Below are 24,277 nucleotides of genomic sequence, written 5' to 3' on the forward strand. Positions count from 1 at the left end.
GGCATGCAATACAATCTCACCAGAATCGATCCGGATGCGCCCAACGAGCAGTACCCGGTCGGTGAACGGGAAACCGTCACCGATCAACTGCTGGAGGACCAGGTCCACAAGAACATCTTCATGGGCAAGCTCGAAGATGTGCTGCGTGGCGCGGTCAACTGGGGTCGCAAGAACTCACTGTGGCCGTACAACTTCGGCCTGTCCTGCTGCTACGTGGAAATGACCACGGCCTTCACGGCCCCCCACGACATCGCCCGCTTCGGCGCCGAAGTCATCCGGGCCTCGCCGCGTCAGGCCGACTTCATGGTCATTGCCGGTACCTGCTTCGTGAAAATGGCGCCGATCATCCAGCGCCTGTACGAGCAGATGCTCGAGCCCAAGTGGGTGATCTCCATGGGGTCGTGCGCCAACTCCGGTGGCATGTACGACATCTACTCGGTCGTTCAGGGGGTCGACAAGTTCCTCCCCGTGGACGTCTATGTGCCTGGCTGCCCGCCACGCCCTGAGGCTTTCCTGCAAGGCTTGATGCTGCTGCAGGAGTCGATCGGCCAAGAACGACGCCCGCTTTCCTGGGTTGTTGGTGATCAAGGTATTTACCGTGCCGAGATGCCAGCCCAGAAAGACTTGCGTCGTGAGCAGCGCATTGCCGTAACCAACCTGCGCAGCCCCGACGAAGTCTGATCCAGCGACCTGCCGCCCGCTCCCCATGGAGCCGGCGGCCTGGCTTCATTCTTAACGTTGACCCAAAGCGACCGAGACCATGACAGCGGACAACGCTATTTTCATTCCGCCCTACAAGGCTGACGACCAGGATGTGGTCGTCGAACTGCACAACCGTTTTGGCGCCGAAGCATTCGTCGCCCAGGAAACCCGCACCGGCATGCCCGTGCTGTGGGTCAAGCGCGCCCAACTCAAGGAAGTGCTGAGCTTCCTGCGTGGCGTGGCCAAGCCGTACAGCATGCTGTACGACCTGCACGGCGTCGACGAACGCCTGCGTACCCAGCGCCGCGGCCTGCCAGCCGCCGACTTCAGCGTGTTCTACCACCTGCTGTCGGTAGAGCGTAACAGCGACGTGATGATCAAGGTGTCGCTCAGCGAAGGCGACCTCAACCTGCCATCAGTGACCAGCATCTGGCCGAACGCCAACTGGTACGAGCGCGAAGTCTGGGACATGTTCGGCATCGACTTTGCCGGCCACCCGCACCTCAGCCGCATCATGATGCCCCCCACCTGGGAAGGCCACCCGCTGCGCAAGGACTATCCGGCGCGTGCCACCGAGTTCGACCCGTACAGCCTGACCCTGGCCAAGCAGCAGCTCGAAGAGGAATCGGCGCGCTTCAACCCCGAAGCCTGGGGCATGAAGCGTCAGGGCGCCAACGAGGACTACATGTTCCTCAACCTCGGCCCCAACCACCCTTCGGCGCACGGTGCATTCCGCATCGTGCTGCAGCTGGACGGTGAAGAGATCGTCGACTGCGTACCGGACATCGGCTACCACCACCGTGGCGCCGAGAAAATGGCCGAGCGCCAGTCCTGGCACAGCTTCATCCCCTACACCGACCGTATCGACTACCTCGGCGGGGTGATGAACAACCTGCCGTACGTGCTCGCGGTGGAGAAGCTGGCCGGCATCCAGGTGCCGCAGAAGGTCGACGTGATCCGCATCATGCTCGCCGAGTTCTTCCGCATCACCAGCCACCTGCTGTTCCTGGGCACCTATATTCAGGACGTGGGTGCCATGACCCCGGTGTTCTTCACCTTCACCGACCGCCAGCGCGCCTACACCGTGATCGAGGCGATCACCGGTTTCCGCCTGCACCCGGCCTGGTACCGCATCGGTGGCGTCGCCCACGACCTGCCGCGCGGCTGGGACAAACTGGTGAAAGACTTCGTCGAATGGCTGCCCAAGCGCCTCGACGAGTACACCAAGGCGGCCTTGCAGAACAGCATCCTCAAGGGCCGCACCATCGGCGTCGCTGCCTACAACACCAAGGAAGCACTGGCCTGGGGCACCACCGGTGCCGGGCTGCGCTCCACCGGTTGCGACTTCGACCTGCGCAAAGCCCGCCCTTACTCCGGCTACGAGAACTTCGAGTTCGAAGTACCGCTGGCCCACAACGGCGATGCCTACGATCGCTGCATGGTCCGTGTCGAGGAGATGCGCCAGAGTATCCGCATCATCGACCAGTGCCTGCGCAACATGCCGGAAGGCCCGTACAAGGCGGATCACCCGCTGACCACGCCGCCGCCGAAAGAGCGCACCCTGCAGCACATCGAAACCCTGATCACGCACTTCCTGCAAGTCTCGTGGGGCCCGGTGATGCCGGCCAACGAGTCGTTCCAGATGATCGAGGCGACCAAGGGCATCAACAGTTACTACCTGACGAGCGATGGCGGCACCATGAGCTACCGCACCCGGATCCGTACCCCGAGCTACCCGCACCTGCAGCAGATCCCTTCGGTGATCAAAGGCAGCATGGTCGCCGACCTCATTGCGTACCTGGGCAGTATCGACTTCGTTATGGCTGACGTGGACCGCTAAGCATGAACAGCACGCTTATCCAGACAGACCGTTTCGCCCTGAGCGAAACCGAGCGCTCGGCCATCGAGCACGAAATGCATCACTACGAGGACCCGCGCGCGGCGTCCATCGAAGCCCTGAAGATCGTTCAGAAGGAACGCGGCTGGGTGCCGGACGGCGCCATTCACGCCATCGGCGAAGTGCTGGGCATTCCGGCCAGCGACGTCGAAGGTGTAGCCACCTTCTACAGCCAGATTTTCCGCCAGCCAGTCGGCCGCCACATCATCCGCGTGTGCGACAGCATGGTCTGCTACATCGGCGGCCACGAATCGGTGGTCAGCCAGATCCAGAGCGAACTGGGCATCGGCCTTGGCCAGACTACCGCAGACGGCCGCTTCACCCTGCTGCCGGTATGCTGCCTGGGCAACTGCGACAAAGCCCCGGCGCTGATGATCGACGACGACACCTTCGGTGACGTGCAGCCGGCTGGCGTTTCCAAACTGCTGGAGGGTTACGTATGACCATTACTTCCTTCGGCCCGGCCAACCGCATCGCGCGCACGGCCGAAACCCACCCGCTGACCTGGCGCCTGCGTGACGACGGCGAACCGGTATGGCTGGCCGAGTATGAATCGAAGAACGGCTACGCCGCCGCGCGCAAGGCGCTGGCAGACATGTCCGCCGACGATATCGTGCAAAGCGTCAAGGACTCCGGCCTCAAGGGCCGTGGTGGCGCCGGCTTCCCCACCGGGGTGAAGTGGGGCCTGATGCCCAAAGACGAATCCATGAACATCCGCTACCTGCTGTGCAACGCGGACGAAATGGAGCCCAACACCTGGAAGGACCGCATGCTGATGGAGCAACAGCCCCATCTGCTGGTGGAGGGCATGCTGATCAGCGCCCGCGCCCTGAAGGCCTACCGCGGCTACATCTTCCTGCGCGGCGAATACACCACCGCCGCGAAGAACCTCAACCGCGCCATTGATGAAGCCAAGGCCGCAGGCCTTTTGGGCAAGAACATCCTGGGCAGCGGTTTCGATTTCGAGCTGTTCGTGCACACCGGTGCCGGGCGCTACATCTGCGGTGAAGAAACCGCGCTGATCAACTCGCTGGAAGGCCGCCGCGCCAACCCGCGCTCCAAGCCGCCCTTCCCTGCTGCGGTGGGTGTATGGGGCAAACCGACCTGCGTGAACAACGTCGAAACCCTGTGCAACGTGCCAGCCATCGTTGCCAACGGCAATGACTGGTACAAGTCGCTGGCCCGTGAAGGCAGCGAAGACCACGGCACCAAGCTGATGGGCTTCTCCGGCAAGGTCAAGAACCCGGGCCTGTGGGAGCTGCCGTTCGGCGTTACCGCCCGCGAGCTGTTCGAGGACTACGCCGGTGGCATGCGTGACGGCTTCAAGCTCAAGTGCTGGCAGCCAGGCGGCGCCGGTACCGGCTTCCTGCTGCCCGAGCACCTCGATGCGCAGATGTACGCCGGTGGCATCGCCAAGGTCGGCACCCGCATGGGTACGGGCCTGGCCATGGCGGTCGACGACAGCGTCAACATGGTGTCGCTGCTGCGCAACATGGAAGAGTTCTTCGCCCGCGAGTCGTGTGGCTGGTGCACCCCTTGCCGTGACGGCCTGCCGTGGAGCGTGAAAATGCTGCGCGCACTGGAAAAGGGCCAGGGCCGCGCCGAAGACATCGAGACGCTGCTGGGGCTGGTCAACTTCCTCGGCCCAGGCCGTACCTTCTGTGCTCACGCACCGGGTGCCGTCGAGCCATTGGGCAGTGCCATCAAATACTTCCGCTCGGAGTTCGAGGCCGGTGTGGCGCCTGAAAGCGCTGGCACCCTGCGCCCGAACCTGGCGAAGCCGATTGTGGTCGGCGCATAAAAAGATAGAACGCGGGTGGTCCGTGCCACCCGCCAGCCCGCCGGCAGGCCCGAATGACTCGTGGCGTGCCGCAGGCTCACCGATTTCCATTAGCCACGCCCGCTCACGCGGGCCAACGAAGAACTTTGAACAATGGCCACTATCCACGTAGACGGCAAAGCGCTCGAAGTCAACGGTGCTGACAACCTTTTACAGGCGTGTCTGTCACTCGGCCTCGACATCCCTTATTTCTGCTGGCACCCCGCGCTTGGTAGCGTGGGTGCCTGCCGGCAGTGCGCGGTGAAGCAGTACACCGACGAGAACGACACCCGTGGTCGTATCGTCATGTCCTGCATGACCCCTGCTTCCGACGGCACCTGGATCTCCATCGACGATGAAGAGTCCAAGGCGTTCCGCGCCAGCGTCGTCGAATGGCTGATGACCAACCACCCGCACGACTGCCCGGTGTGCGAGGAAGGCGGTCACTGCCACCTGCAGGACATGACGGTAATGACCGGCCACAACGAGCGCCGCTACCGTTTCACCAAGCGTACCCACCAGAACCAGGACCTCGGCCCGTTCATCGCCCATGAGATGAACCGCTGCATCGCCTGCTACCGCTGCGTGCGCTACTACAAGGACTACGCCGGCGGGACCGACCTGGGTGTCTACGGCGCCCACGACAACGTGTACTTCGGTCGCGTCGAAGACGGCGTGCTGGAAAGCGAGTTCTCCGGCAACCTGACCGAAGTCTGCCCAACGGGCGTGTTCACCGACAAGACCCACTCCGAGCGCTACAACCGCAAGTGGGACATGCAGTTTGCCCCGAGCATCTGCCATGGCTGCTCCAGCGGCTGCAACATCAGCCCAGGCGAGCGCTACGGCGAGCTGCGCCGTATCGAAAACCGCTTCAACGGTTCGGTGAACCAGTACTTCCTGTGCGACCGCGGCCGCTTTGGCTACGGTTACGTCAACCGCACGGACCGCCCGCGCCAGCCACAACTGGCCGACGGCACCAAGCTGGGCCTGGACGCCGCCCTGGACAAGGCCGCCGACCTGCTGCGCGGCCGCACCATCGTCGGCATCGGTTCGCCACGCGCCAGCCTCGAAAGCAACTACGGCCTGCGTGAGCTGGTCGGTGCCGAGTACTTCTACTCGGGCATGGAAGCTGGCGAGCTGGCCCGGGTGCGCCTGGCTCTGGACGTGCTGAACAACAGCCCGCTGCCGGTGCCGACCCTGCGCGACATCGAAGACCACGACGCCGTGTTCGTGCTGGGTGAAGACCTGACCCAGACCGCTGCCCGCGTCGCCCTGGCTGTGCGCCAGGCGACCAAGGGCAAGGCCGAGGCCATGGCCGAAGCGATGAAGGTGCAGCCTTGGCTCGACGCTGCCGTGAAGAACATCGGCCAGCACGCGCTGTACCCGCTGTTCATCGCTTCGCTGGCGCAAACCAAGCTGGACGACGTGGCTGAAGAGTGCGTGCACGCAGCCCCCGCCGACCTGGCCCGCCTCGGCTTCGCAGTGGCTCACGCCATCGACCCGAGCGCCCCGGCTGTCGAAGGCCTGGACGCCGAAGCCAAAGCCCTGGCCCAGCGCATCGCCGACGCCCTGGTGGCCGCCAAGCGCCCATTGGTGGTAGCGGGCACTTCGCTGGCCCACCCGGCCCTGATCGAAGCCGCCGCCAACATCGCCAAGGCCCTGAAGCTGCGCGAGAAAAACGGCTCCCTGAGCCTGGTGGTGCCAGAGGCCAACAGCATCGGCCTGGCCATGCTCGGTGGCGAGTCGGTGGATGCCGCGCTGGACGCCGTCATCAGCGGCAAAGCCGATGCGATCGTGGTGCTGGAAAACGACCTGTACGCCCGCGTAGCGGCTGCCAAGGTCGACGCAGCCCTGGCGGCCGCCAAAGTGGTGATCGTCGCCGACCACTCGAAAACCCCGACGGTCGACCGCGCCCACCTGGTGTTGCCGGCCGCCTCGTTCGCCGAAGGCGACGGTACCCTGGTCAGCCAGGAAGGCCGTGCCCAGCGCTTCTTCCAGGTGTTCGACCCGCAGTACCTGGACAGCAGCATCCAGATCCACGAAGGCTGGCGCTGGATGCACGCCCTGCGTGCCACCCTGCTGAACAAGCCGGTCGACTGGACGCAACTGGACCACGTCACCAGCGCCTGTGCGGCTGCCGCGCCGCAACTGGCCGGCATCGTCAATGCCGCGCCAAGCGCCGCGTTCCGCATCAAGGGCATGAAGCTGGCCCGCGAGCCGCTGCGCTACTCCGGCCGTACCGCCATGCGCGCCAACATCAGCGTGCACGAGCCACGTACCCCGCAAGACAAGGACACCGCGTTCGCCTTCTCCATGGAAGGCTACTCGGGCTCGGCCGAACCGCGCCAGCAGGTGCCGTTCGCCTGGTCGCCGGGCTGGAACTCGCCGCAAGCCTGGAACAAGTTCCAGGACGAGGTCGGTGGCCACCTGCGTGCTGGTGACCCGGGCGTGCGCCTGATCGAGTCGCAAGGCGACCGCCTGAACTGGTTCAGCGCCATTCCGGGCGCCTTCAACCCGGCCCGTGGCACCTGGACTGCCGTACCGTTCTTCCACCTGTTCGGCAGCGAAGAAAGTTCCTCGCGCGCCGCTCCGGTGCAACAGCGTATTCCGGCGGCCTACGTGGCCCTGGCCAAGTCCGAGGCCGACCGCCTGGGCGTCAACGAAGGTGCCCTGCTGAGCCTGACCGTTGCCGGTGTGGCCCTGCGCCTGCCGCTGCGTATCAATGAAGAGCTGGGCGCTGGCCTGGTCGCGCTGCCGAAAGGCCTGGCCGGCATTCCGCCTGCCATCTTCGGTGCACCCGTCGAAGGTCTGCAGGAGGCAGCACAATGAGCTGGTTCACCCCCGAAGTGATCGATGTGATCATCCAGGTCGTCAAGGCTATCGTGGTGCTGTTGGCCGTGGTGGTCTGCGGCGCCCTGCTCAGCTTCGTCGAACGCCGCTTGCTGGGCTGGTGGCAGGACCGCTACGGTCCGAACCGTGTCGGCCCGTTCGGCATGTTCCAGATCGCAGCCGACATGCTGAAGATGTTCTTCAAGGAAGACTGGAACCCGCCCTTCGTCGACAAGATGATCTTCACCCTGGCGCCAGTGGTGGCCATGAGCGCCCTGCTGATCGGCTTCTCGATCATCCCGATCACCCCGGGCTGGGGCGTCGCCGACCTGAACATCGGCCTGCTGTTCTTCTTCGCCATGGCCGGCTTGTCGGTCTACGCGGTGCTGTTTGCCGGATGGTCGTCGAACAACAAGTACGCCCTGCTGGGCAGCTTGCGGGCTTCGGCACAGACCGTGTCATACGAAGTGTTCCTGGGCCTGGCGCTGATGGGCGTGGTGGTGCAGGTGGGCTCGTTCAACATGCGCGACATCGTCGAGTACCAGGCGCAGAACCTGTGGTTCATCATTCCGCAGTTCTTCGGCTTCTGCACCTTCTTCATCGCTGGCGTGGCCGTGACTCACCGTCACCCGTTCGACCAGCCGGAAGCAGAACAGGAACTGGCCGACGGCTACCACATCGAGTATGCCGGCATGAAGTGGGGCATGTTCTTCGTCGGTGAGTACATCGGCATCATCCTCATCTCGGCGCTGCTGGTGACCCTGTTCTTCGGCGGCTGGCACGGCCCGTTCGGCATCCTGCCGCAACTGCCGTTCCTGTGGTTCGCATTGAAGACCGCGTTCTTCATCATGCTGTTCATCCTGCTGCGCGCCTCGATCCCGCGCCCACGCTATGACCAGGTGATGGACTTCAGCTGGAAGTTCTGCCTGCCGCTGACCCTGATCAATTTGCTGGTGACCGCTGCGCTCGTGCTCTACAACACGCCAGCCGTCGCGGCCCAGTGAGGATTTGACCCATGTTCAAGTATATCGGCGACATCGTTAAAGGCACCGGCACCCAGCTGCGCAGCCTGGCCATGGTGTTCTCCCACGGGTTTCGCAAACGCGACACCCTGCAGTACCCCGAAGAGCCCGTGTACCTGCCGCCGCGCTACCGCGGCCGCATCGTGCTCACCCGCGACCCCGACGGCGAGGAGCGCTGCGTAGCGTGCAACCTCTGCGCGGTGGCCTGCCCGGTCGGCTGCATCTCGCTGCAGAAAGCCGAAACCGAGGACGGCCGCTGGTACCCGGAGTTCTTCCGCATCAACTTCTCGCGCTGCATCTTCTGCGGCCTGTGTGAAGAAGCGTGCCCGACCACCGCGATCCAGCTGACTCCGGATTTCGAAATGGCCGAGTTCAAGCGTCAGGACCTGGTGTACGAGAAAGAAGATCTGCTGATTTCCGGCCCCGGCAAGAACCCTGACTACAACTTCTACCGTGTTGCGGGCATGGCCATCGCTGGCAAGCCGAAAGGCGCTGCACAGAACGAAGCCGAGCCGATCAACGTGAAGAGCTTGCTCCCATAAGGACAGAAAGATGGAATTCGCTTTCTACTTCGCATCCGGGATCGCCGTGGTGTCCACCCTTCGGGTGGTGACCGGCACCAACCCCGTGCACGCCTTGCTTTACCTGATCATTTCGCTGATTTCCGTGGCCATGATCTTCTTCTCCCTGGGTGCACCGTTCGCCGGTGCCCTGGAAGTGATCGCCTACGCCGGCGCCATCATGGTGCTGTTCGTGTTCGTGGTGATGATGCTCAACCTCGGGCCGGCTTCGGTGGCCCAGGAGCGCGGCTGGCTCAAGCCCGGCATCTGGGCCGGGCCGGTCATCCTTGGCGCCCTGCTGCTGGCAGAGCTGCTGTACGTGCTGTTCGTCAGCCCGAGCGGCGCCGGCATCAGCGGCACCACCGTGGGCCCGAAAGCCGTGGGGGTCAGCCTGTTCGGCCCCTACCTGCTGGTGGTCGAACTGGCGTCGATGCTGCTGCTGGCGGCAGCTGTGACCGCCTTCCACCTGGGCCGCAACGAGGCGAAGGAGTAAATCATGGGTGCTATCCCTCTCGAACATGGCCTGGCAGTCGCCGGCATCCTGTTCTGCTTAGGTCTGGTTGGCCTGATGGTCCGCCGCAACATCCTCTTCGTGCTCATGAGCCTGGAAGTCATGATGAACGCCTCTGCCCTGGCGTTCGTCGTCGCCGGGGCCCGTTGGGTCCAGCCCGACGGCCAGGTGATGTTCATTCTGGTGATCAGCCTGGCAGCTGCCGAGGCCAGCATTGGCCTGGCCATCCTGCTGCAGCTGTACCGCCGGTTCCACACTCTCGACATCGATGCTGCCAGTGAGATGCGCGGATGAACCTTCTCTTCCTGACTTTCGTCTTTCCCCTCATCGGCTTCCTGCTGCTGTCGTTCTCGCGCGGACGGTTCTCGGAGAACCTGTCCGCGCTGATCGGCGTCGGCTCGGTAGGCCTGTCGGCGGCCACGGCCGCCTACGTCATCTGGCAATTCAACGTCGCCCCACCTGAAGGCGGCGCTTACAGCCAGTTGCTATGGCAGTGGATGTCGGTGGACGGCTTCGCGCCGAACTTCACCCTGTACCTGGACGGCCTGTCGGTCACCATGCTCGGCGTGGTCACCGGTGTCGGCTTCCTGATCCACCTGTTCGCCTCCTGGTACATGCGTGGCGAAGCCGGCTACTCGCGCTTCTTCTCGTACACCAACCTGTTCATCGCCAGCATGCTGTTCCTGATCCTTGGCGATAACCTGCTGTTCATCTACTTCGGCTGGGAAGGCGTGGGCCTGTGCTCGTACCTGTTGATCGGCTTCTACTACAGCAACCGCAACAACGGTAATGCCGCGCTCAAGGCATTCATCGTCACCCGCATCGGCGACGTGTTCATGGCCATCGGCCTGTTCATCCTGTTCGCCCAGCTGGGTACCTTGAACGTGCAGGAGCTGCTGGTGCTGGCACCACAGAAATTCCAGGCGGGCGACACCTGGATGGTGCTGGCAACGCTGATGCTGCTGGGCGGTGCGGTGGGTAAATCGGCCCAGCTGCCACTGCAGACCTGGCTGGCGGACGCGATGGCCGGCCCGACCCCGGTTTCGGCACTGATCCACGCCGCGACCATGGTGACTGCGGGCGTGTACCTGATCGCCCGTACCAACGGCCTGTTCCTGCTGGCACCCGACATCCTGCACCTGGTAGGCGTAGTCGGTGGCGTGACCCTGGTACTGGCCGGCTTCGCTGCGCTGGTGCAAACCGACATCAAGCGTATCCTCGCCTACTCGACCATGAGCCAGATCGGCTACATGTTCCTGGCCCTGGGCGTCGGTGCCTGGGACGCGGCGATCTTCCACCTGATGACCCACGCGTTCTTCAAGGCACTGCTGTTCCTGGCCTCCGGTGCGGTGATCGTTGCCTGCCACCACGAGCAGAACATCTTCAAGATGGGCGGCCTGTGGAAGAAACTGCCCCTGGCCTATGCCAGCTTCGTGGTCGGTGGCGCGGCCCTGGCCGCCCTGCCGATCGTGACGGTAGGCTTCTACTCCAAGGACGAGATCCTCTGGGAAGCCTTCGCCAGTGGCAACACCGGCCTGCTGTACGCCGGCCTGGTGGGCGCGTTCATGACCTCGCTGTACACCTTCCGCCTGATCTTCATCGCCTTCCACGGCGAAGCCAAGACCGAAGCGCATGCCGGCCACGGCATCAGCCACTGGCTGCCGCTGGGCGTACTGATCGTGCTGTCGACCTTCATCGGTGCCTGGATCACCCCACCGCTGGCCGGCGTGCTGCCTGAAAGCGCCGGCCATGCCGGTGGCGCCGCCAAGCACGCGCTGGAAATCACCTCGGGGTCGATCGCCATTGCCGGTATCCTGCTGGCAGCCCTGCTGTTCCTGGGCAAGCGCAGCTTCGTCAGTGCGGTGGCCAACAGCAGCATCGGCCGTGTGCTTTCGGCCTGGTGGTTCGCTGCCTGGGGCTTCGACTGGATCTACGACAAGCTGTTCGTCAAACCTTACCTGCTGATCAGCCACATGCTGCGCAAGGATCCGGTTGACCGCGGCATTGGCCTCATCCCTCGCCTGGCTCGCGGCGGCCACGTCGCCATGAGCAAGACCGAGACTGGCCAACTGCGCTGGTACACCGCCTCGATCGCCGTTGGCGCAGTGCTGGTACTCGGCGCTGTGGTAGTGGCTGCGGTATGACCATGAACTTTGCGAACCTTGCGACCCTGCAAAAGGAAACGAACCCGTCATGATTTTGCCTTGGCTGATCCTGATCCCCTTCATCGGCGGCTTCCTGTGCTGGCTGGGTGAGCGCTTCGGCGCCACCCTGCCGCGCTGGATCGCGCTGCTGACCATGTCCCTGCTGCTAGGCATCGGCCTGTGGCTGTGGGCTCACGGCGATTACACCCTCGCCCCCGCACCTGGCGCCGAACCGGCCTGGGCCCTGGAATACAAAGTCCAGTGGATCCAGCGCTTCGGCATCAGCATCCACCTGGCCCTCGATGGCCTGTCGCTGCTGATGATCCTGCTTACCGGCCTGCTCGGTGTGCTGTCGGTCCTGTGCTCGTGGAAAGAAATCCAGCGTCACGTCGGCTTCTTCCACCTCAACCTGATGTGGATCCTGGGCGGCGTGGTCGGTGTGTTCCTGGCACTGGACCTGTTCCTGTTCTTCTTCTTCTGGGAAATGATGCTGGTGCCGATGTACTTCCTCATCGCGCTCTGGGGTCACAGCTCGGCAGATGGCAAGAAGACCCGGATCTACGCGGCGACCAAGTTCTTCATCTTCACCCAGGCCAGCGGCCTGATCATGCTGGTGGCGATCCTTGGCCTGGTCCTGGTCAACTACAACACCACCGGCGTGCTCACCTTCAACTACAGCGACCTGCTCAAGGCCCAGTTGCCTGCGGGCGTGGAATACCTGCTGATGCTGGGCTTCTTCATCGCCTTTGCGGTGAAGCTGCCGGTGGTGCCGTTCCACTCCTGGTTGCCTGACGCTCACGCCCAGGCGCCCACTGCAGGTTCCGTGGACCTGGCCGGTATCCTGCTGAAGACTGCGGCCTATGGCCTGCTGCGCTTCGCCCTGCCGCTGTTCCCGAACGCCTCGGCCGAGTTCGCGCCGATTGCCATGACCCTGGGCCTGATCGGCATCTTCTACGGTGCGTTCCTGGCTTTCGCGCAAACCGACATCAAGCGCCTGATCGCCTTCTCCAGCGTCTCGCACATGGGCTTCGTGCTGATCGGTATCTACTCCGGCAGCCAGCAGGCCCTGCAAGGCGCGGTGATCCAGATGCTGGCCCACGGCCTGTCGGCTGCCGCGCTGTTCATCCTGTCGGGCCAGCTGTACGAGCGCCTGCACACCCGTGACATGCGCCAGATGGGCGGCCTGTGGCACCGTATCGCCTACCTGCCCGCCATCAGCCTGTTCTTCGCCGCTGCCTCGCTGGGCCTGCCCGGCACCGGCAACTTCGTCGGCGAGTTCCTGATCCTGCTCGGCAGCTTCGTGCATGTACCGTGGATCACCGTGATCGCCACCACCGGCCTGGTATTTGGCTCGGTGTACTCGCTGATCATGATCCACCGCGCCTACTTCGGCCCGGCCAAGAGCGACACCGTACTGGCCGGCATGGACGGTCGCGAGCTGATCATGGTGCTGGGCCTTGCGGTCCTGCTGATCCTGCTGGGCGTGTATCCGCAGCCATTCCTCGACACCTCTGCCGCCACCATGAGTGGTGTGCAGCAGTGGCTCGGCTCCGCTTTCACTCAACTCGCTTCGGCCCGGTAAGAGCGCTATGGAATTCACCACTCAACACTTCATCGCATTGGCGCCGATGCTGATCACCACCATCACCACGGTGGTGGTGATGCTGGCGATCGCCTGGAAGCGCAACCACTCGCAAACCTTCCTGCTGTCCACCGTGGGCCTGAACCTGGCGCTGCTGTCGATCCTGCCGGTGCTGAAGGTGGCACCGTTGGCGGTCACCCCGCTGCTGACCATCGACAAGTTCGCCTGCCTGTACATGGCGATCATCCTGGTGGCCACGCTGGCTTGCGTCACCCTGGCCCACGCCTACCTGGGCGAAGGCTCCAAAGGCTTCCCGGGCAACCGTGAAGAGCTCTACCTGCTGCTGCTGATGTCGGCACTCGGTGGCCTGGTGCTGGTCAGCGCCAACCACCTGGCGGGGCTGTTCATCGGCCTGGAGCTGCTGTCGGTGCCGGTCTACGGCCTGGTGGCCTATGCGTTCTTCAACAAGCGCTCGCTGGAAGCCGGTATCAAGTACATGGTGCTGTCGGCGGCCGGTTCAGCGTTCCTGCTGTTCGGCATGGCCCTGCTGTACGCCGACGCCGGCAGCCTGAGCTTCGACCAGATCGGCAAGGCCCTGGCGGCTACCAGCATGCCAAGCCTGGTGGCCCAACTGGGCCTGGGCATGATGCTGGTCGGCCTGGCCTTCAAGCTGTCGCTGGTACCTTTCCACCTGTGGACACCGGACGTGTACGAAGGCGCCCCGGCGCCGGTTGCCGCGTTCCTGGCAACCGCCAGCAAGGTCGCGGTGTTCGCCGTGGTCGTGCGCCTGTTCATGCTCTCCCCTGCTGCCAGCAGCGGCGTGCTGAGCACCGTACTGGCGGTCATCGCCGTTGCCTCCATCCTGGTCGGTAACCTGCTGGCGCTGACCCAGAGCAACCTCAAGCGCCTGCTCGGTTACTCGTCCATCGCCCACTTCGGTTACCTGCTCATCGCCCTAATCGCTAGCAAGGGCCTGGCCTTGGAAGCCATGGGCGTGTACCTGGTCACCTACGTGATCACCAGCCTGGGCGCCTTCGGGGTCATCACCCTGATGTCCTCGCCCTATGGTGGCCGTGACGCCGATGCCCTGTACGAATACCGCGGCCTGTTCTGGCGCCGCCCGTACCTGACTGCAGTGCTGACCGTGATGATGCTGTCGCTGGCGGGCATCCCGCTGACCGCCGGTTTCATCGGCAAGTTCTACATCATCGCCACCGGTGTCGAGTCGCACCTGTGGTGGCTGGTTGGGGCCCTGGTGATCGGCAGCGCCATCGGCGTGTACTACTACCTGCGGGTCATGGTCACCCTGTACCTGGTCGAGCCGAATCTGCGTCGCCACGACGCACCGCTGAAGTGGGAGCAGCGCACCGGTGGCGTCATGCTGCTGGCCATCGCCATTCTTGCTTTCGTACTGGGTGTGTACCCGCAACCCCTGCTGGAAATGGTCCAGCAAGCCGGCCTGCAACTGATCGGCTGATTGCCCTGGCAATGAAAACACCCCGCTGATGCGGGGTGTTTTTTTATGTGCGTGTTTTAGGTCGCTGAGCATGCCAGCTCATTCACCAGGGCTACCCAGCCCTGCGCCCGGCAGGGCCGCCTTGCGCAAATCACCATTGGCTGAAGGCAGGTAGACTTCCGGGTTGGGCATGCCGCTGGGCGACAGTTCATGGGTCATTTCGAATTCGGCACGTACCGACCAGCCACAGGCCTCGGTTGTGCATTGCAAATAAGCAATGCGCAGGAAAATATGGCGACCTTCACTGGTGCGGATGCGCATCCTGCTGTGGCAGTGCGGGCAGACAAGCTTGTAAGTACTCACGGCAGGTACCTGCAAGCACTGTTCAGGTTCAACTTCAGTGAGAATGCTCGCCGGAGTGTGTCAGTATTGGCCACAAAATCGGGACTATTCTTCAGTTTGGTGTTTCTCATTGCAGAAATGCTCCTTAAAACGCAGGGCTGTATTCATAACGAGTAGTTTAAGCCCATGGAATATCATTAAACCAGTCATGGATATTTGTTATGAGTACTCACGTACTGGCTGCGGTGCTCACGCGGCTCAAGCTTCTAACCGGCGCGCAGTCCGACGCCGATCTTTCGCGCGCACTGTCTGTGAGCCCGCAAACGCTCAGCAGCTGGAAGGTGCGCGATAGCATTCCCTATTCCCTTTGCATCGAGATCGCCAGGCAACACGCCTGCTCGCTGGACTGGCTTCTGCTAGGCCATGGCGAGCAGGCCCCGGCAAGCCGAGGGCCGGCAGGTTGGGAAGCCGATGTGCTTGAGCGCCTGCGCACCTTGTCGCCCAGCGACCGCCAAGCCATCTTGCTGTTCATCGAAGACAAGCAGCGAATCCGGCAACTGGAACAGCAGTTGAGCGAGCTGACGGGCTAACCCCGTTTTCGCCAGCGCTGGATCAGTTCACGCGGGTCGAGGGTGTCGACCAGCACCATGACCTTCAAGCTCACCGGAATGACGATTACCGCTGCCACAAAGCCGGCCATGCCACGTGACAGCAAAGGCACCGACTCCGAAATCAGCGGCTCGAACAAATGGCCCACGCCTACGGTGACGAACACCAGCAAGAGTTTCTTGGACAGTGTCAGGCGCTTGGCGGTGTTGGTGATCAACCGGTCGCGTGCGGCACTGACCAGCAACGCCCCCAGCAGCGCGGCGAACAACACATTGCCATCCACCCCCAGCATCTGCGCCAGGGTTGAACCCAAGTGGTCGCAGAACCATTGTTCAGGCATGTTTCAGCCCTCGTCGCGGTCCAGCCAGGCAAGGCGCGGAACCCAAGGTATGCAGGATCGCGGCTTCGACAAAACGGGTGTAACACACGTGCAAGGCGCGCCCATGGTCATGCCCGGTCACGTCCTCGAGGCGTTGGTAGCCCCGCTCACGCAGCGCCGCTCGCCAGCGGGCGAACTCGCTTGCCGCAGCAATCACGGCACAGCGCGCGGCCACCTCCAGCGCCGCATCACTGACTGGCTGCTGCAGCTTCAGGCGTTCATGCAACCTGCCCAAGTCCACCCGGGGCCAGAACGGGTCGTGGCTATCGGCAATGCGTGGTAGGCGATCGGTACTCATGCGTCACCTCCTCATTGCTCGGCCAGCATGCCGTAACGGATAGCCTTGATCACTGCAGCTACCCGGGTGGGCACATCGAATTTGCGCAGGATGTTGGACACGTGGAAATTCACGGTCGACTCCTTGCACGCCAGGATCTGCCCGATTTCCCAGGAACTCTTGCCATAGGCGCACCACAGCAGCACCTGCTGTTCACGTGGTGTCAGGCGCACCGGGGCGTCCGCCGGAGGGTGCTGCGAATGTCGAGCGTTGTCGGTCATGTTTAAACTCCACGGGTGAGTGAGCACGGCACGCTTGCCGATCTGCGTTCACCTTACGAAGCCCGGGCGGCAGCCTCCATCGCCGCCGCTTGTAAAGAACTTTCGTACAAAAGCGTCTGACGAAAGCAGCGGGAAAATGTGTGCTTTTCTTCGTGCTCCCGGCGGCATTTCGCTCGTCTCAACGCCGTTGTCCATTCGCTTTTCGCCTGGAGTCGTACAATGCGTCGCGTTATGCCCCTGTCATCCTGCCTGGGCCTGCTGGCTGCCATGGGCGCCACCCAGCCCGCCGTGGCGGCACCCTCGGTCGAGCTCGACCAGGTTCTGATCACCGACGAGGAGCAGACCGAACTGACGGCCGCCACCCAGCGCCTGCGCGAAATACCGGGCGCCAGCAACCTGGTGGACATGCAACGCGTCGGCCAAGGCCGGGTGGCCAGCAACCAGGATGTGCTGGCCTACCAGCCCGGTGTGTTCGCACAATCGGCAGGCAACGACGGAATCAAGTTGTCGATCCGCGGCTCAGGCCTCAATCGTGCCCCGGGGGCACATGGCTCTGGCATCTACACGATGTTCGACGGGCTGCCATTGACCGGCCCCGGGGGCACCCCCTACGAGCTGTTCGAACCCTTGTGGCTGAGCCGCGCCGAAGTGTTGCGCGGCGCCAACGGCTTCGATCAGGGCGCGCTGGCACTGGGTGGCGCGATCAACTACGTCACCCACACTGGCTATGACGCTGCACCGCTGCAGGTACGCTACGAGGTGGGCAGCCGCGGCTACCAGCATCGGCATATCAGCTCGGGCCAGGTGCTGGGCAACCTCGACTACTACGTCGCGTTGACCGATGCCGAATACGACGGTTACCAGGCTCACAGCAGCGGCAGTGCCAAGGGCGTGGCTGCCAATGTCGGCTACCGCTTCAACCCCAACCTCGAAACGCGCTTCTACCTGCGCTACCGACAAACCGAGAACGAACTGGCCGGGCGCCTGACCAAGGACCAGATCAAGCACCACCCTCGGGCGGCTAACCCTGCCTACCTGGCCCGTGACGATAGCCGCCCGCAACCGGGCAGCACCTGGGTAGGCAACAAGACTACCTTCTACCTCGACGATGACGCGCGGGTGGAAGCCGGCCTGGTCTACCACGACTACCCCATGGACCTGCGCGAAGGGCCGATGCGCCTGAAGGTGGCCTATACCGACGTCAGCGGCACGCTCAACTATTCGCGCCGCGACAGCCTGTACGGCCACGAGAGCAAGACCACTCTCGGCTGGCGCACCACCAAACACCTGCCAAACAGCGGCGCCTCGCAGTTCGCCCGCACTGGCGACGTGTTCGGTGCAAGAACGCGGGACTTCACCTACCAGGGCTCCGATACCGTGCTGCATGCCGGCAATGACCTGGAACTGGTGCCCAACCTGTGGCTGACCACCGGCCTGGCCATGATCTACACCCGGCGTGAAAGCGACGTCACCTACCCTGCCGAGGGCGGCAAAGTGAGCATGCATGACTGGGATTACGCCCCCCGTGTGGGCTTGCGCTACGACCTTCGGCCGGACCTGCAGGTGTATGGCAACCTCAGCCGTTCGGTCGAGCCGCCACACCCCTGGTCGCTGATCTGGAGCGCACCGAGTGCTGGCGGCAAACAGATCCAGCCGATCGAAATGCAGAACCAGACTGCAACCACCCTGGAAGTGGGCGCACGTGGCGATTCGGCCATCGGCCGCTGGGACCTGGCCTGGTACTACGCACAGGTGCGCCACGAACTGCTCGCCGTGGAAGTGGTGCCGAACTTCACCTCCGAGTTCAATGCCAGCGCCACGGTGCACCAAGGTGTGGAAGCCGGCCTCGTCAGCACCTTGTGGGAACGCGCAGGCACGGGCAAGTTGAGCCTGCGCCAGGCCTATACATTCAGTGACTTCCACTACCGCGATGACGAGGCGTTCGGTGACAATCGCCTGCCTGGCATCCCCATGCACTATTATCAGGCCGAGCTGCGCTACGACTGGCCGAACGGTTTCCATGCCGGGGTGAATACCCAGCTGGCGTCCAAGGTGCAGGTGGACTACGCCAACAGCTACCACGCTGATGAATATGCCCTGCTCGGCGCGCGCATCGGTTGGGATTCACCCCGCCAGGACTGGCAGACCTGGCTGGACCTGCGCAACCTCACCAACCAGCGTTATGCAGCGACGGTGACGCCCGCCTACAACGATGCCGGTAATGACAATGCGCGCTCCACCCCGGGCGAAGGCTTCAGCGTATACGCCGGGGTTTCCTACAGCTTCCGCTGACGCATGGCACCCCTTGCAGCAGCGGGCCAGGCCACTGCGGCAAGGGGCATCCCACGAGTGGGTTGGCGGTTCAGACCGACCGGTTCAGCTTCACCCATGAAGCAAACTTGTCGATAAAGGCCTGCAGGAATGGCCGGGTCTTGTCGTTGAGCTTGCCCGACTCGTCGAACAGGTTGGCGGCACCGCCAATGTAGGCTTCGGGCATCTGCATGCACGGCATGTCCAGGAATACCAGCGCCTGGCGCACGGCATGGTTGGCACCAAAGCCGCCGATAGCCCCTGGCGAAACGCTCACCACCGCGGTGGGCTTGCCGCTCCAGGCACTGTGCCCGTAAGGCCGGGAGCCAACGTCAATGGCGTTCTTCAGGCAGCCCGGGACCGAGCGGTTGTATTCAGGGGTGACGAACAGCACGGCATCGCTGCGGCGAATTTCATCGCGAAACCGTTTCCAGGGCTCGGGAGCACCCTCGGCCTCGACATCCTCGTTGTACAGCGGCAGATCGCCAATTTCGACGATTTTCAGGGCAAGGCTGGACGATGCCAGCTCCGCAAGTGCGCGGGCGACCTTACGGTTGTAGGACTCCTTGCGCAAGCTACCGACAACAACCGCAACCGAATACACCTGGCTCATGGCAATTTCCTACCTATACGGGTTAAAGGACGTTGTAGTTATAGATGACCGTTTCTCGCCGCTTTGGTTTTTTTTCATCGACGCGAAAACTTCCAGCCCTCCTGCACGGTCTATGACTACAGACATTTCCTACGTATTTCAGAGGTTTCCACCCAAATGGCAGCAGTAATGGTCGGCCAATTCCACGCCCGTGACGCCGAAGGCCGCATCTACCCCGTGCACGAGTTTCAGGAGTCGACCCTGCAACTTGACGGCAGCACACTGGGCGCCCCCATCACCACCTACCGCCTGGCCATCGGCGACAAGGTCAATTACCTGGGCGAAAACCGCTTCGAGCTGGCCCGCAGCGGTGTCGAGCTCATCCGCATTCCGTGAAGCAAGCCGTGGCGCATGGCCGGTGATGGATGACCGGCAGCAGCATGACTGCTAGCCACAATCAGCCGGCAGATGCCTCGGTCAGCACCTGCCACATCGAAGGCCCGCCTGCCGATTTGGCTATGGCTGCCAACCGCTCGGCATGCGCTTCCAGCTCTTGGGCATTGGCCATGATCACGCGCCCCGGCGCTCGACCGGTGATCCGGCGGATTTCGCTGCCGCCGCCAGCCTGCCCGTCACCCTCGGCATCCGCCCCATGACCGGCCAGCGACAGGCTGGTCTGGCCACCGGTCATCGCCAGGTAGACGTCGGCCAGCAGTTCCGAGTCGAGCAGTGCGCCGTGCAGCTCGCGGCCTGAGTTGTCGATATCGTAGCGTTTGCACAGCGCATCGAGGCTGTTGCGCTGCCCCGGGTGGCGCGAACGCGCCAGCAGCAAGGTGTCGAGAACGGTGCAGTACTGCGACACATCCGCGCGATGCTGCTGGCCCAGCAAGGCGAATTCGTTGTTGATGAAGCCTACGTCGAACGCCGCGTTGTGGATGACCAGCGTGGCGCCCTGGATGAACTCGAAGAATTCATCGGCTACATCGGCGAAGCGCGGCTTGCCGACCAGAAACGCGTCGGTGATGCCGTGGACGTTGATCGCCCCCTCGTCACTTTCGCGGTCCGGCTGCAGGTAGACATGGAAATGCCGCCCGGTCAGCCGCCGGCCGATCACCTCGACACAGCCGATTTCGATGATCCGGTGACCTTCGCCAACCGGCATACCCGTGGTCTCGGTATCGAGAATCACGTACCGTTTATCTTGCTGCTGCTCCACGCCGGGCGCTCCAACTTGCATCAGTTACAAAGCGGCGATTGTACCCCAGCTCAACGCTGGGCGCGCACCTCATCGACCCCACGGTTGGCCAACTGGTCGGCCCGTTCGTTGCCGGGGTGGCCGATGTGCCCGCGTACCCACTTCCAGGTGACCTTGTGGCGGTTGACCTGCTCATCGAGCAGTTGCCACAGGTCGGCGTTTTTTACCGGCTCCTTGGCCGCGGTTTTCCAGCCGCGCTTCTTCCAGTTGACCATCCACTCATTGATGCCCTTCATCACATATTGCGAGTCGGTGGTCAGCACGACTTCGCATTCACGCTTGAGCGACATCAGCCCCTGGATCGCCGCCATCAGCTCCATGCGGTTGTTGGTGGTTTCACGTTCGCCGCCCCACAGTTCCTTCTCGACGCCCTTGTAGATCATCAGCACCCCCCAGCCACCCGGGCCGGGGTTGCCCTTGCAGGCACCATCGGTAAACATTTCGACGCTATCGCTCATGTACCACTCTTGAATTCAGTGCTTGTCAGTTTCAGGGTTGGCTGCCGTGCGGTTGACCTTGGCCAGCGGCAGCGGCAGCAGCTTGCCCATGGGCTCGCGACGCTGCTGACGCAGGGGCCGCAGCCCTACCACCATCTTGCGCGCCACCAGCAGGTAGACCCCACCACCGGCACCTTGCCAGCCGCCGGCCAGCCGCTCCCAGCCTTGCAGGCGCTGCTGCCAGGCCGGTGAGGCAAGCGGCGGACGATAGCACCCGAAGCGGCGTTTCTCCAGCGCGAAGCCCAGCAGGTTGAGCCAGTCGCCAACCCGCGACGGCGAGATGCAGCGCGCCTTGCGCAAAGCGCCATGGCTGAAGAAATGACGCATGCCCCAACTGCTCCACGGGTTGATGCCCACGATCAGCAAGTGCCCCCCCGGGCGCACGGCACTGGCTGCCTCGCGCAGCAGGCCATGCGGCGACAGGCAGAAGTCCAGGCCATGCTGCAGCACCACCACGTCGGCAGCATGCTCGCTCAGCGGCCAGGCCTGTTCCTCGCAGACAATTTCAACCCCCGGCAACGGCGCACCAAGGCGCACATTGCGCTGCACCTGGGGTGCCTGGGGCGGTGCTTCGGCGCAGGGCCCGTAATGCACGAGGTAACCGCCAAAAAAGCGCCCCAGCTCTTCTTCCAGCAGTTGGTCTTCTTCCTTGAGCATCAGTTGGCCGAGTGGGCCATTGAACCACTCACGGGCCAGGCTGATCAGCTCGACCCAGTCCGGATCGGCCTGGGCAAAGGCTTGGTCGGTCATTGCGCTCTCCCTCGAAGGTTCTCCCGCCGCGCCATCGCGGCTAAGATGCCTTCATGTGCCACGCTAGGTGAATCGGATCCGCACCATGATACAGATCGATGCTCTTCCCGCTTTCTCCGACAACTACATCTGGTTGTTACAGGATACTGCCAAACGCCGTTGTGCGGTGGTCGACCCCGGCGACGCCGGCCCGGTGGAGCGTTGGCTGGCCGCCAACCCCGGCTGGGCGCTGAGCGACATCCTCATTACCCACCACCACAACGACCACGTCGGCGGCGTGGCACGGCTCAAGCAACTGACCGGCGCACGGGTCTGTGGCCCGGCCAACGAGCAGATTCCCTGCCGTGACCTGGCGCTGGACGAGGGCGCCGAGGTCGAAGTGCTGGGCGTGGTGTTCCAGGTGCTGGCGGTGCCCGGCCACACCCTGGGCCATATCGCTTTCTTCAGTGACCAGCCCCCGGAAACCCCGCTCCTGTTCAGCGGCGATACCCTGTTCGCGGCCGGTTGCGGGCGCATGTTCGAGGGCACGCCCGAGCAGATGCAACCCGCCCTGGCCCGCCTGGCGGCCCTGCCCGCGCACACCCAGGTGTACTGCGCCCACGAATACACGCTTGCCAACCTGCGCTTCGCCAAGGCCGTCGAGCCCGACAACCCGCATGTGCAGCAGCGCTTCGACGAGGTGACCCGGTTGCGCGCCGACCAGCGCATCACATTGCCGTCGACGATTGGCTTGGAGCGCCTGACCAACCCTTTTTTGCGCACCTCTGAAACATTAGTTAAACAAAAAGCAGACGAATGGAAGGGACATTCAAACGCTACGCATGTCGCTGTTTTTGCTGCCTTGAGGTCTTGGAAAGACACCTTCTGATAACCGCAAGATATATCGCAATCTGTGTTCAACGGTTGACCCGGCCCGGAGCGGTTTCTAGAATCGCCGAAATTTTTTGCCCGGATACCTGTCTCAGCCGATGTCTTCCCGTAGCCGCAGAACCTCTCATTCAGTCGCCCTGACGCGCCTGGCCCAAATCAGTGCGCTGGCTCTGGCCGCCACTCTGGTGGGTTGCCAGAGCACCCGTCAGCTCGACGAATCCGATAGCGTTCGCGCGCACAACTACCAGGCGCGGATCAAGCACAAGCCCGCGCCGCTGCTGGTCAAGCCGGCCGAGCAGGCGCCACAGGACGTATGGGAGCGCATGCGCCAGGGCTTTGCCCTGCAGGACAGCATCGACGTCAACCCGCGCATCGAGCAGCAGCGCCTGTGGTTCGCCAGCAACCCCACCTTCATCGAGAGCGCCGGCGAGCGCGGCAGCCTGTACCTGCACTACATCGTCGAGCGCCTCGAGGAGCGTGACATGCCCCTGGAGCTGGCGCTGCTGCCAGCCATCGAAAGCGCCTACAACCCGATGGCGTATTCGCGGGCCAGCGCCGCAGGCATGTGGCAGTTCATGCCGGCAACCGGTCGCCACTTCAACCTGCGCCAGACCAATTTCTATGACGGCCGCCGCGACATCACCGCCTCGACCAATGCCGCGCTGGACTACCTGACCCGCCTGCATGACATGTTCAACGGCGACTGGCTGCTGGCCCTGGCCGCCTACAACGCCGGCGAAGGCACGGTCAGCCGCGCCATCGAACGTAACGAGCGCCTGGGCCTGCCAACCGACTACTGGAACCTGCCGCTGCCCCAGGAAACCCGGGACTACGTGCCCAAGCTGCTGGCCCTGTCGCAAGTGGTGCTTACCCCTGAAGCCTACGGCGTGAACCTGAACCCGATCGCCAACGAACCCTACTTCGAAGCCGTGGCCATCAATGATCGGCTCGACCTGTCGCGGGTGGCGGCCTTTGCCAACATCGACGAAGACGAGCTGATCCAGCTCAACCCCGCCTTCAAGAAACGCATGACCGTGGACGGGCCCAAGCAATTGCTGGTGCCGACCGCCAAGGCACAATTGCTGAGCAACAGCCTGTCCAACCTCAACCCCGAGCAGCTGGTCGCCCTGCAACCGAACAAGGCTGTGTTCGCCCGTGCCGTGGCCGAAACCAGGGCACCGGCGGCTGCGCGCAGCTACCGGGTCAAGCGTGGCGACAACCTGGGCGCCATTGCCAAGGCCAACCGCGTATCGATCAAGGACATCAAGCGCTGGAACCGCCTGTCCGGCAACAACCTGCGCGCTGGCCAGGTCCTGGCCCTGCGCGGCGGCAACGCCCCGAGCGCCGCCGGCAATCGCGTAGCGGCGTCGGCGCAGCGCTCTACCCAGTACAAGGTGCGCAAGGGTGACTCGCTATACCTGGTGGCTAAGCGCTTCAACGTGGAAATGAAGCACCTCAAGCGCTGGAACCCGCGCAGCGGTCATGCCCTCAAGCCCGGGCAGACCCTGACCGTCTACGTCGGGCATTGATCCAAAGCCAGCGGCCACTGCGCGCTCCTGTGGGAGCGGCCTTGTGTCGCGAAAGGGCTGCACA

Annotated in this window: 25 protein-coding genes; 17 read left to right on the forward strand and 8 right to left on the reverse strand. The window is 63.4% G+C overall.

Annotated features, from left to right (window positions below):
• Positions 1-3 precede the first annotated feature (3 nt).
• The 12 genes from K4A76_RS15245 to nuoN all read left to right on the forward strand — a co-directional run bounded on the left by K4A76_RS15245 (position 4) and on the right by nuoN (position 14,543).
• The gene (locus tag K4A76_RS15245; protein ID WP_003251429.1) at positions 4-681 is read left to right on the forward strand and encodes a NuoB/complex I 20 kDa subunit family protein; all 678 of its coding nucleotides are present in this window, start codon (positions 4-6) and stop codon (positions 679-681) included.
• Positions 682-760: 79 nt separating this feature from the next.
• Positions 761-2,542 carry an NADH-quinone oxidoreductase subunit C/D gene (gene nuoC, locus K4A76_RS15250; protein WP_029886628.1) on the forward strand — a complete coding sequence of 594 codons (1,782 nt, stop codon included), beginning with the start codon at positions 761-763 and terminating at the stop codon, positions 2,540-2,542.
• 2 nt (positions 2,543-2,544) lie between these two features.
• Positions 2,545-3,042: an NADH-quinone oxidoreductase subunit NuoE gene (gene nuoE, locus K4A76_RS15255; protein ID WP_003251433.1), complete on the forward strand. Its 498-nt coding sequence runs from the start codon at positions 2,545-2,547 to the stop codon at positions 3,040-3,042.
• Complete coding sequence (gene nuoF / locus K4A76_RS15260; protein WP_274410616.1) at positions 3,039-4,400, forward strand: NADH-quinone oxidoreductase subunit NuoF; 1,362 nt, start codon at positions 3,039-3,041, stop codon at positions 4,398-4,400. The genes nuoE and nuoF overlap by 4 nt, the downstream gene beginning before the upstream one ends.
• A gap of 132 nt (positions 4,401-4,532) precedes the next feature.
• Complete coding sequence (gene nuoG, locus K4A76_RS15265) at positions 4,533-7,247, forward strand: NADH-quinone oxidoreductase subunit NuoG (RefSeq protein ID WP_274410617.1); 2,715 nt, start codon at positions 4,533-4,535, stop codon at positions 7,245-7,247.
• Positions 7,244-8,251, forward strand: coding sequence for an NADH-quinone oxidoreductase subunit NuoH (nuoH, locus tag K4A76_RS15270; RefSeq protein WP_029886631.1), 1,008 nt, complete (start codon positions 7,244-7,246; stop codon positions 8,249-8,251). Before nuoG ends, nuoH begins: the two co-directional genes overlap by 4 nt.
• 11 nt (positions 8,252-8,262) lie before the next feature.
• Positions 8,263-8,811, forward strand: coding sequence for an NADH-quinone oxidoreductase subunit NuoI (gene nuoI / locus K4A76_RS15275; protein ID WP_016488223.1), 549 nt, complete (start codon positions 8,263-8,265; stop codon positions 8,809-8,811).
• 10 nt (positions 8,812-8,821) lie between these two features.
• Positions 8,822-9,322: an NADH-quinone oxidoreductase subunit J gene (nuoJ, locus tag K4A76_RS15280; protein ID WP_054913411.1), complete on the forward strand. Its 501-nt coding sequence runs from the start codon at positions 8,822-8,824 to the stop codon at positions 9,320-9,322.
• A 3-nt stretch (positions 9,323-9,325) separates the two neighbouring features.
• Complete coding sequence (gene nuoK, locus K4A76_RS15285) at positions 9,326-9,634, forward strand: NADH-quinone oxidoreductase subunit NuoK (RefSeq protein WP_003251446.1); 309 nt, start codon at positions 9,326-9,328, stop codon at positions 9,632-9,634.
• Positions 9,631-11,484 (forward strand): NADH-quinone oxidoreductase subunit L, encoded by a 1,854-nt coding sequence (gene nuoL, locus K4A76_RS15290; RefSeq protein ID WP_009686419.1) that lies wholly within the window; start codon positions 9,631-9,633, stop codon positions 11,482-11,484. The genes nuoK and nuoL overlap by 4 nt, the downstream gene beginning before the upstream one ends.
• Before the next feature lie 49 nt (positions 11,485-11,533).
• On the forward strand, positions 11,534-13,066 hold the full coding sequence (gene nuoM / locus K4A76_RS15295; RefSeq protein ID WP_029886633.1) for an NADH-quinone oxidoreductase subunit M: 1,533 nt from the start codon (positions 11,534-11,536) through the stop codon (positions 13,064-13,066).
• Between the two features lie 7 nt (positions 13,067-13,073).
• Positions 13,074-14,543, forward strand: a complete 1,470-nt coding sequence (nuoN, locus tag K4A76_RS15300) for an NADH-quinone oxidoreductase subunit NuoN (protein ID WP_009686417.1) — start codon at positions 13,074-13,076, stop codon at positions 14,541-14,543.
• 78 nt (positions 14,544-14,621) lie between these two features.
• Here the strand turns inward: nuoN and K4A76_RS15305 are convergent, their stop codons facing one another.
• Entirely contained in the window at positions 14,622-14,885 is a 264-nt protein-coding gene (locus K4A76_RS15305) for an ogr/Delta-like zinc finger family protein (protein WP_110676793.1), read from the reverse strand.
• 200 nt (positions 14,886-15,085) lie between these two features.
• Between K4A76_RS15305 and K4A76_RS15310 the strand changes: the two genes are divergently transcribed.
• On the forward strand, positions 15,086-15,454 hold the full coding sequence (locus K4A76_RS15310) for a helix-turn-helix domain-containing protein (RefSeq protein ID WP_274410618.1): 369 nt from the start codon (positions 15,086-15,088) through the stop codon (positions 15,452-15,454).
• Here K4A76_RS15310 and K4A76_RS15315 read toward each other — a convergent pair.
• From K4A76_RS15315 to K4A76_RS15325, 3 genes are read right to left on the reverse strand one after another with little or no spacing between them, the layout of a single operon-like run.
• Positions 15,451-15,813, reverse strand: coding sequence for a hypothetical protein (locus K4A76_RS15315; RefSeq protein WP_274410619.1), 363 nt, complete (start codon positions 15,811-15,813; stop codon positions 15,451-15,453). The two genes, K4A76_RS15310 and K4A76_RS15315, sit on opposite strands and share 4 nt — an antisense overlap.
• On the reverse strand, positions 15,806-16,150 hold the full coding sequence (locus tag K4A76_RS15320; protein ID WP_274410620.1) for a head completion/stabilization protein: 345 nt from the start codon (positions 16,148-16,150) through the stop codon (positions 15,806-15,808). Before K4A76_RS15320 ends, K4A76_RS15315 begins: the two co-directional genes overlap by 8 nt.
• 11 nt (positions 16,151-16,161) lie before the next feature.
• Positions 16,162-16,410: a response regulator transcription factor gene (locus K4A76_RS15325; protein ID WP_029886638.1), complete on the reverse strand. Its 249-nt coding sequence runs from the start codon at positions 16,408-16,410 to the stop codon at positions 16,162-16,164.
• Between the two features lie 219 nt (positions 16,411-16,629).
• On the opposite strand from K4A76_RS15325, the gene K4A76_RS15330 reads away from it, so the two are divergent.
• Positions 16,630-18,702: a TonB-dependent receptor family protein gene (locus K4A76_RS15330; protein WP_274410621.1), complete on the forward strand. Its 2,073-nt coding sequence runs from the start codon at positions 16,630-16,632 to the stop codon at positions 18,700-18,702.
• A gap of 70 nt (positions 18,703-18,772) precedes the next feature.
• Here K4A76_RS15330 and K4A76_RS15335 read toward each other — a convergent pair whose 3' ends face one another.
• Positions 18,773-19,333: an NADPH-dependent FMN reductase gene (locus tag K4A76_RS15335; protein WP_029886640.1), complete on the reverse strand. Its 561-nt coding sequence runs from the start codon at positions 19,331-19,333 to the stop codon at positions 18,773-18,775.
• Between the two features lie 156 nt (positions 19,334-19,489).
• Between K4A76_RS15335 and K4A76_RS15340 the strand changes: the two genes are divergently transcribed.
• Positions 19,490-19,708, forward strand: a complete 219-nt coding sequence (locus K4A76_RS15340) for a hypothetical protein (RefSeq protein WP_009686408.1) — start codon at positions 19,490-19,492, stop codon at positions 19,706-19,708.
• A 61-nt stretch (positions 19,709-19,769) separates the two neighbouring features.
• On the opposite strand, the gene dnaQ is transcribed toward K4A76_RS15340, so the two are convergent.
• Genes dnaQ through K4A76_RS15355 form a run of 3 tightly spaced genes read right to left on the reverse strand, consistent with a single transcriptional unit; the run spans position 19,770 to position 21,814 of the window.
• Positions 19,770-20,528, reverse strand: coding sequence for a DNA polymerase III subunit epsilon (dnaQ, locus tag K4A76_RS15345; protein WP_110676786.1), 759 nt, complete (start codon positions 20,526-20,528; stop codon positions 19,770-19,772).
• A 50-nt stretch (positions 20,529-20,578) separates the two neighbouring features.
• Positions 20,579-21,025 carry a ribonuclease HI gene (rnhA, locus tag K4A76_RS15350; RefSeq protein WP_029886642.1) on the reverse strand — a complete coding sequence of 149 codons (447 nt, stop codon included), beginning with the start codon at positions 21,023-21,025 and terminating at the stop codon, positions 20,579-20,581.
• A 15-nt stretch (positions 21,026-21,040) separates the two neighbouring features.
• On the reverse strand, positions 21,041-21,814 hold the full coding sequence (locus tag K4A76_RS15355) for a class I SAM-dependent methyltransferase (protein ID WP_029886643.1): 774 nt from the start codon (positions 21,812-21,814) through the stop codon (positions 21,041-21,043).
• An 85-nt stretch (positions 21,815-21,899) separates the two neighbouring features.
• On the opposite strand from K4A76_RS15355, the gene gloB reads away from it, so the two are divergent.
• Both gloB and K4A76_RS15365 read left to right on the forward strand, forming a co-directional pair.
• A complete protein-coding gene (gene gloB, locus K4A76_RS15360; RefSeq protein ID WP_054912201.1) occupies positions 21,900-22,682 on the forward strand; it encodes a hydroxyacylglutathione hydrolase in 783 nt (260 codons plus the stop codon).
• Positions 22,683-22,782: 100 nt separating this feature from the next.
• Positions 22,783-24,213: a lytic transglycosylase domain-containing protein gene (locus K4A76_RS15365; protein WP_029886645.1), complete on the forward strand. Its 1,431-nt coding sequence runs from the start codon at positions 22,783-22,785 to the stop codon at positions 24,211-24,213.
• The last annotated feature ends 64 nt before the right edge of the window (positions 24,214-24,277 follow it).

This window comes from Pseudomonas sp. NEEL19 (assembly GCF_028751975.1).
Classification (GTDB): Bacteria; Pseudomonadota; Gammaproteobacteria; order Pseudomonadales; family Pseudomonadaceae; genus Aquipseudomonas; species Aquipseudomonas juntendi.

Excerpts from the sequence above, each read along its gene's own strand:
- nuoF (WP_274410616.1), top strand. The coding sequence starts at position 3,039 with ATGACCATTACTTCCTTCGGCCCGGCCAACCGCATCGCGCGCACGGCC.
- nuoK (WP_003251446.1), top strand. The coding sequence starts at position 9,326 with ATGGGTGCTATCCCTCTCGAACATGGCCTGGCAGTCGCCGGCATCCTG.
- K4A76_RS15245 (WP_003251429.1), top strand. The coding sequence starts at position 4 with ATGCAATACAATCTCACCAGAATCGATCCGGATGCGCCCAACGAGCAG.
- nuoI (WP_016488223.1), top strand. The coding sequence starts at position 8,263 with ATGTTCAAGTATATCGGCGACATCGTTAAAGGCACCGGCACCCAGCTG.
- nuoL (WP_009686419.1), top strand. The coding sequence starts at position 9,631 with ATGAACCTTCTCTTCCTGACTTTCGTCTTTCCCCTCATCGGCTTCCTG.
- nuoM (WP_029886633.1), top strand. The coding sequence starts at position 11,534 with ATGATTTTGCCTTGGCTGATCCTGATCCCCTTCATCGGCGGCTTCCTG.
- K4A76_RS15310 (WP_274410618.1), top strand. The coding sequence starts at position 15,086 with ATGAGTACTCACGTACTGGCTGCGGTGCTCACGCGGCTCAAGCTTCTA.
- nuoE (WP_003251433.1), top strand. The coding sequence starts at position 2,545 with ATGAACAGCACGCTTATCCAGACAGACCGTTTCGCCCTGAGCGAAACC.
- K4A76_RS15320 (WP_274410620.1), bottom strand. The coding sequence starts at position 16,150 with ATGAGTACCGATCGCCTACCACGCATTGCCGATAGCCACGACCCGTTC.
- nuoG (WP_274410617.1), top strand. The coding sequence starts at position 4,533 with ATGGCCACTATCCACGTAGACGGCAAAGCGCTCGAAGTCAACGGTGCT.
- K4A76_RS15325 (WP_029886638.1), bottom strand. The coding sequence starts at position 16,410 with ATGACCGACAACGCTCGACATTCGCAGCACCCTCCGGCGGACGCCCCG.
- K4A76_RS15335 (WP_029886640.1), bottom strand. The coding sequence starts at position 19,333 with ATGAGCCAGGTGTATTCGGTTGCGGTTGTTGTCGGTAGCTTGCGCAAG.
- nuoC (WP_029886628.1), top strand. The coding sequence starts at position 761 with ATGACAGCGGACAACGCTATTTTCATTCCGCCCTACAAGGCTGACGAC.
- K4A76_RS15365 (WP_029886645.1), top strand. The coding sequence starts at position 22,783 with ATGTCTTCCCGTAGCCGCAGAACCTCTCATTCAGTCGCCCTGACGCGC.
- rnhA (WP_029886642.1), bottom strand. The coding sequence starts at position 21,025 with ATGAGCGATAGCGTCGAAATGTTTACCGATGGTGCCTGCAAGGGCAAC.
- K4A76_RS15355 (WP_029886643.1), bottom strand. The coding sequence starts at position 21,814 with ATGACCGACCAAGCCTTTGCCCAGGCCGATCCGGACTGGGTCGAGCTG.
- nuoJ (WP_054913411.1), top strand. The coding sequence starts at position 8,822 with ATGGAATTCGCTTTCTACTTCGCATCCGGGATCGCCGTGGTGTCCACC.
- K4A76_RS15330 (WP_274410621.1), top strand. The coding sequence starts at position 16,630 with ATGCGTCGCGTTATGCCCCTGTCATCCTGCCTGGGCCTGCTGGCTGCC.
- nuoN (WP_009686417.1), top strand. The coding sequence starts at position 13,074 with ATGGAATTCACCACTCAACACTTCATCGCATTGGCGCCGATGCTGATC.
- nuoH (WP_029886631.1), top strand. The coding sequence starts at position 7,244 with ATGAGCTGGTTCACCCCCGAAGTGATCGATGTGATCATCCAGGTCGTC.
- gloB (WP_054912201.1), top strand. The coding sequence starts at position 21,900 with ATGATACAGATCGATGCTCTTCCCGCTTTCTCCGACAACTACATCTGG.
- K4A76_RS15315 (WP_274410619.1), bottom strand. The coding sequence starts at position 15,813 with ATGCCTGAACAATGGTTCTGCGACCACTTGGGTTCAACCCTGGCGCAG.
- K4A76_RS15340 (WP_009686408.1), top strand. The coding sequence starts at position 19,490 with ATGGCAGCAGTAATGGTCGGCCAATTCCACGCCCGTGACGCCGAAGGC.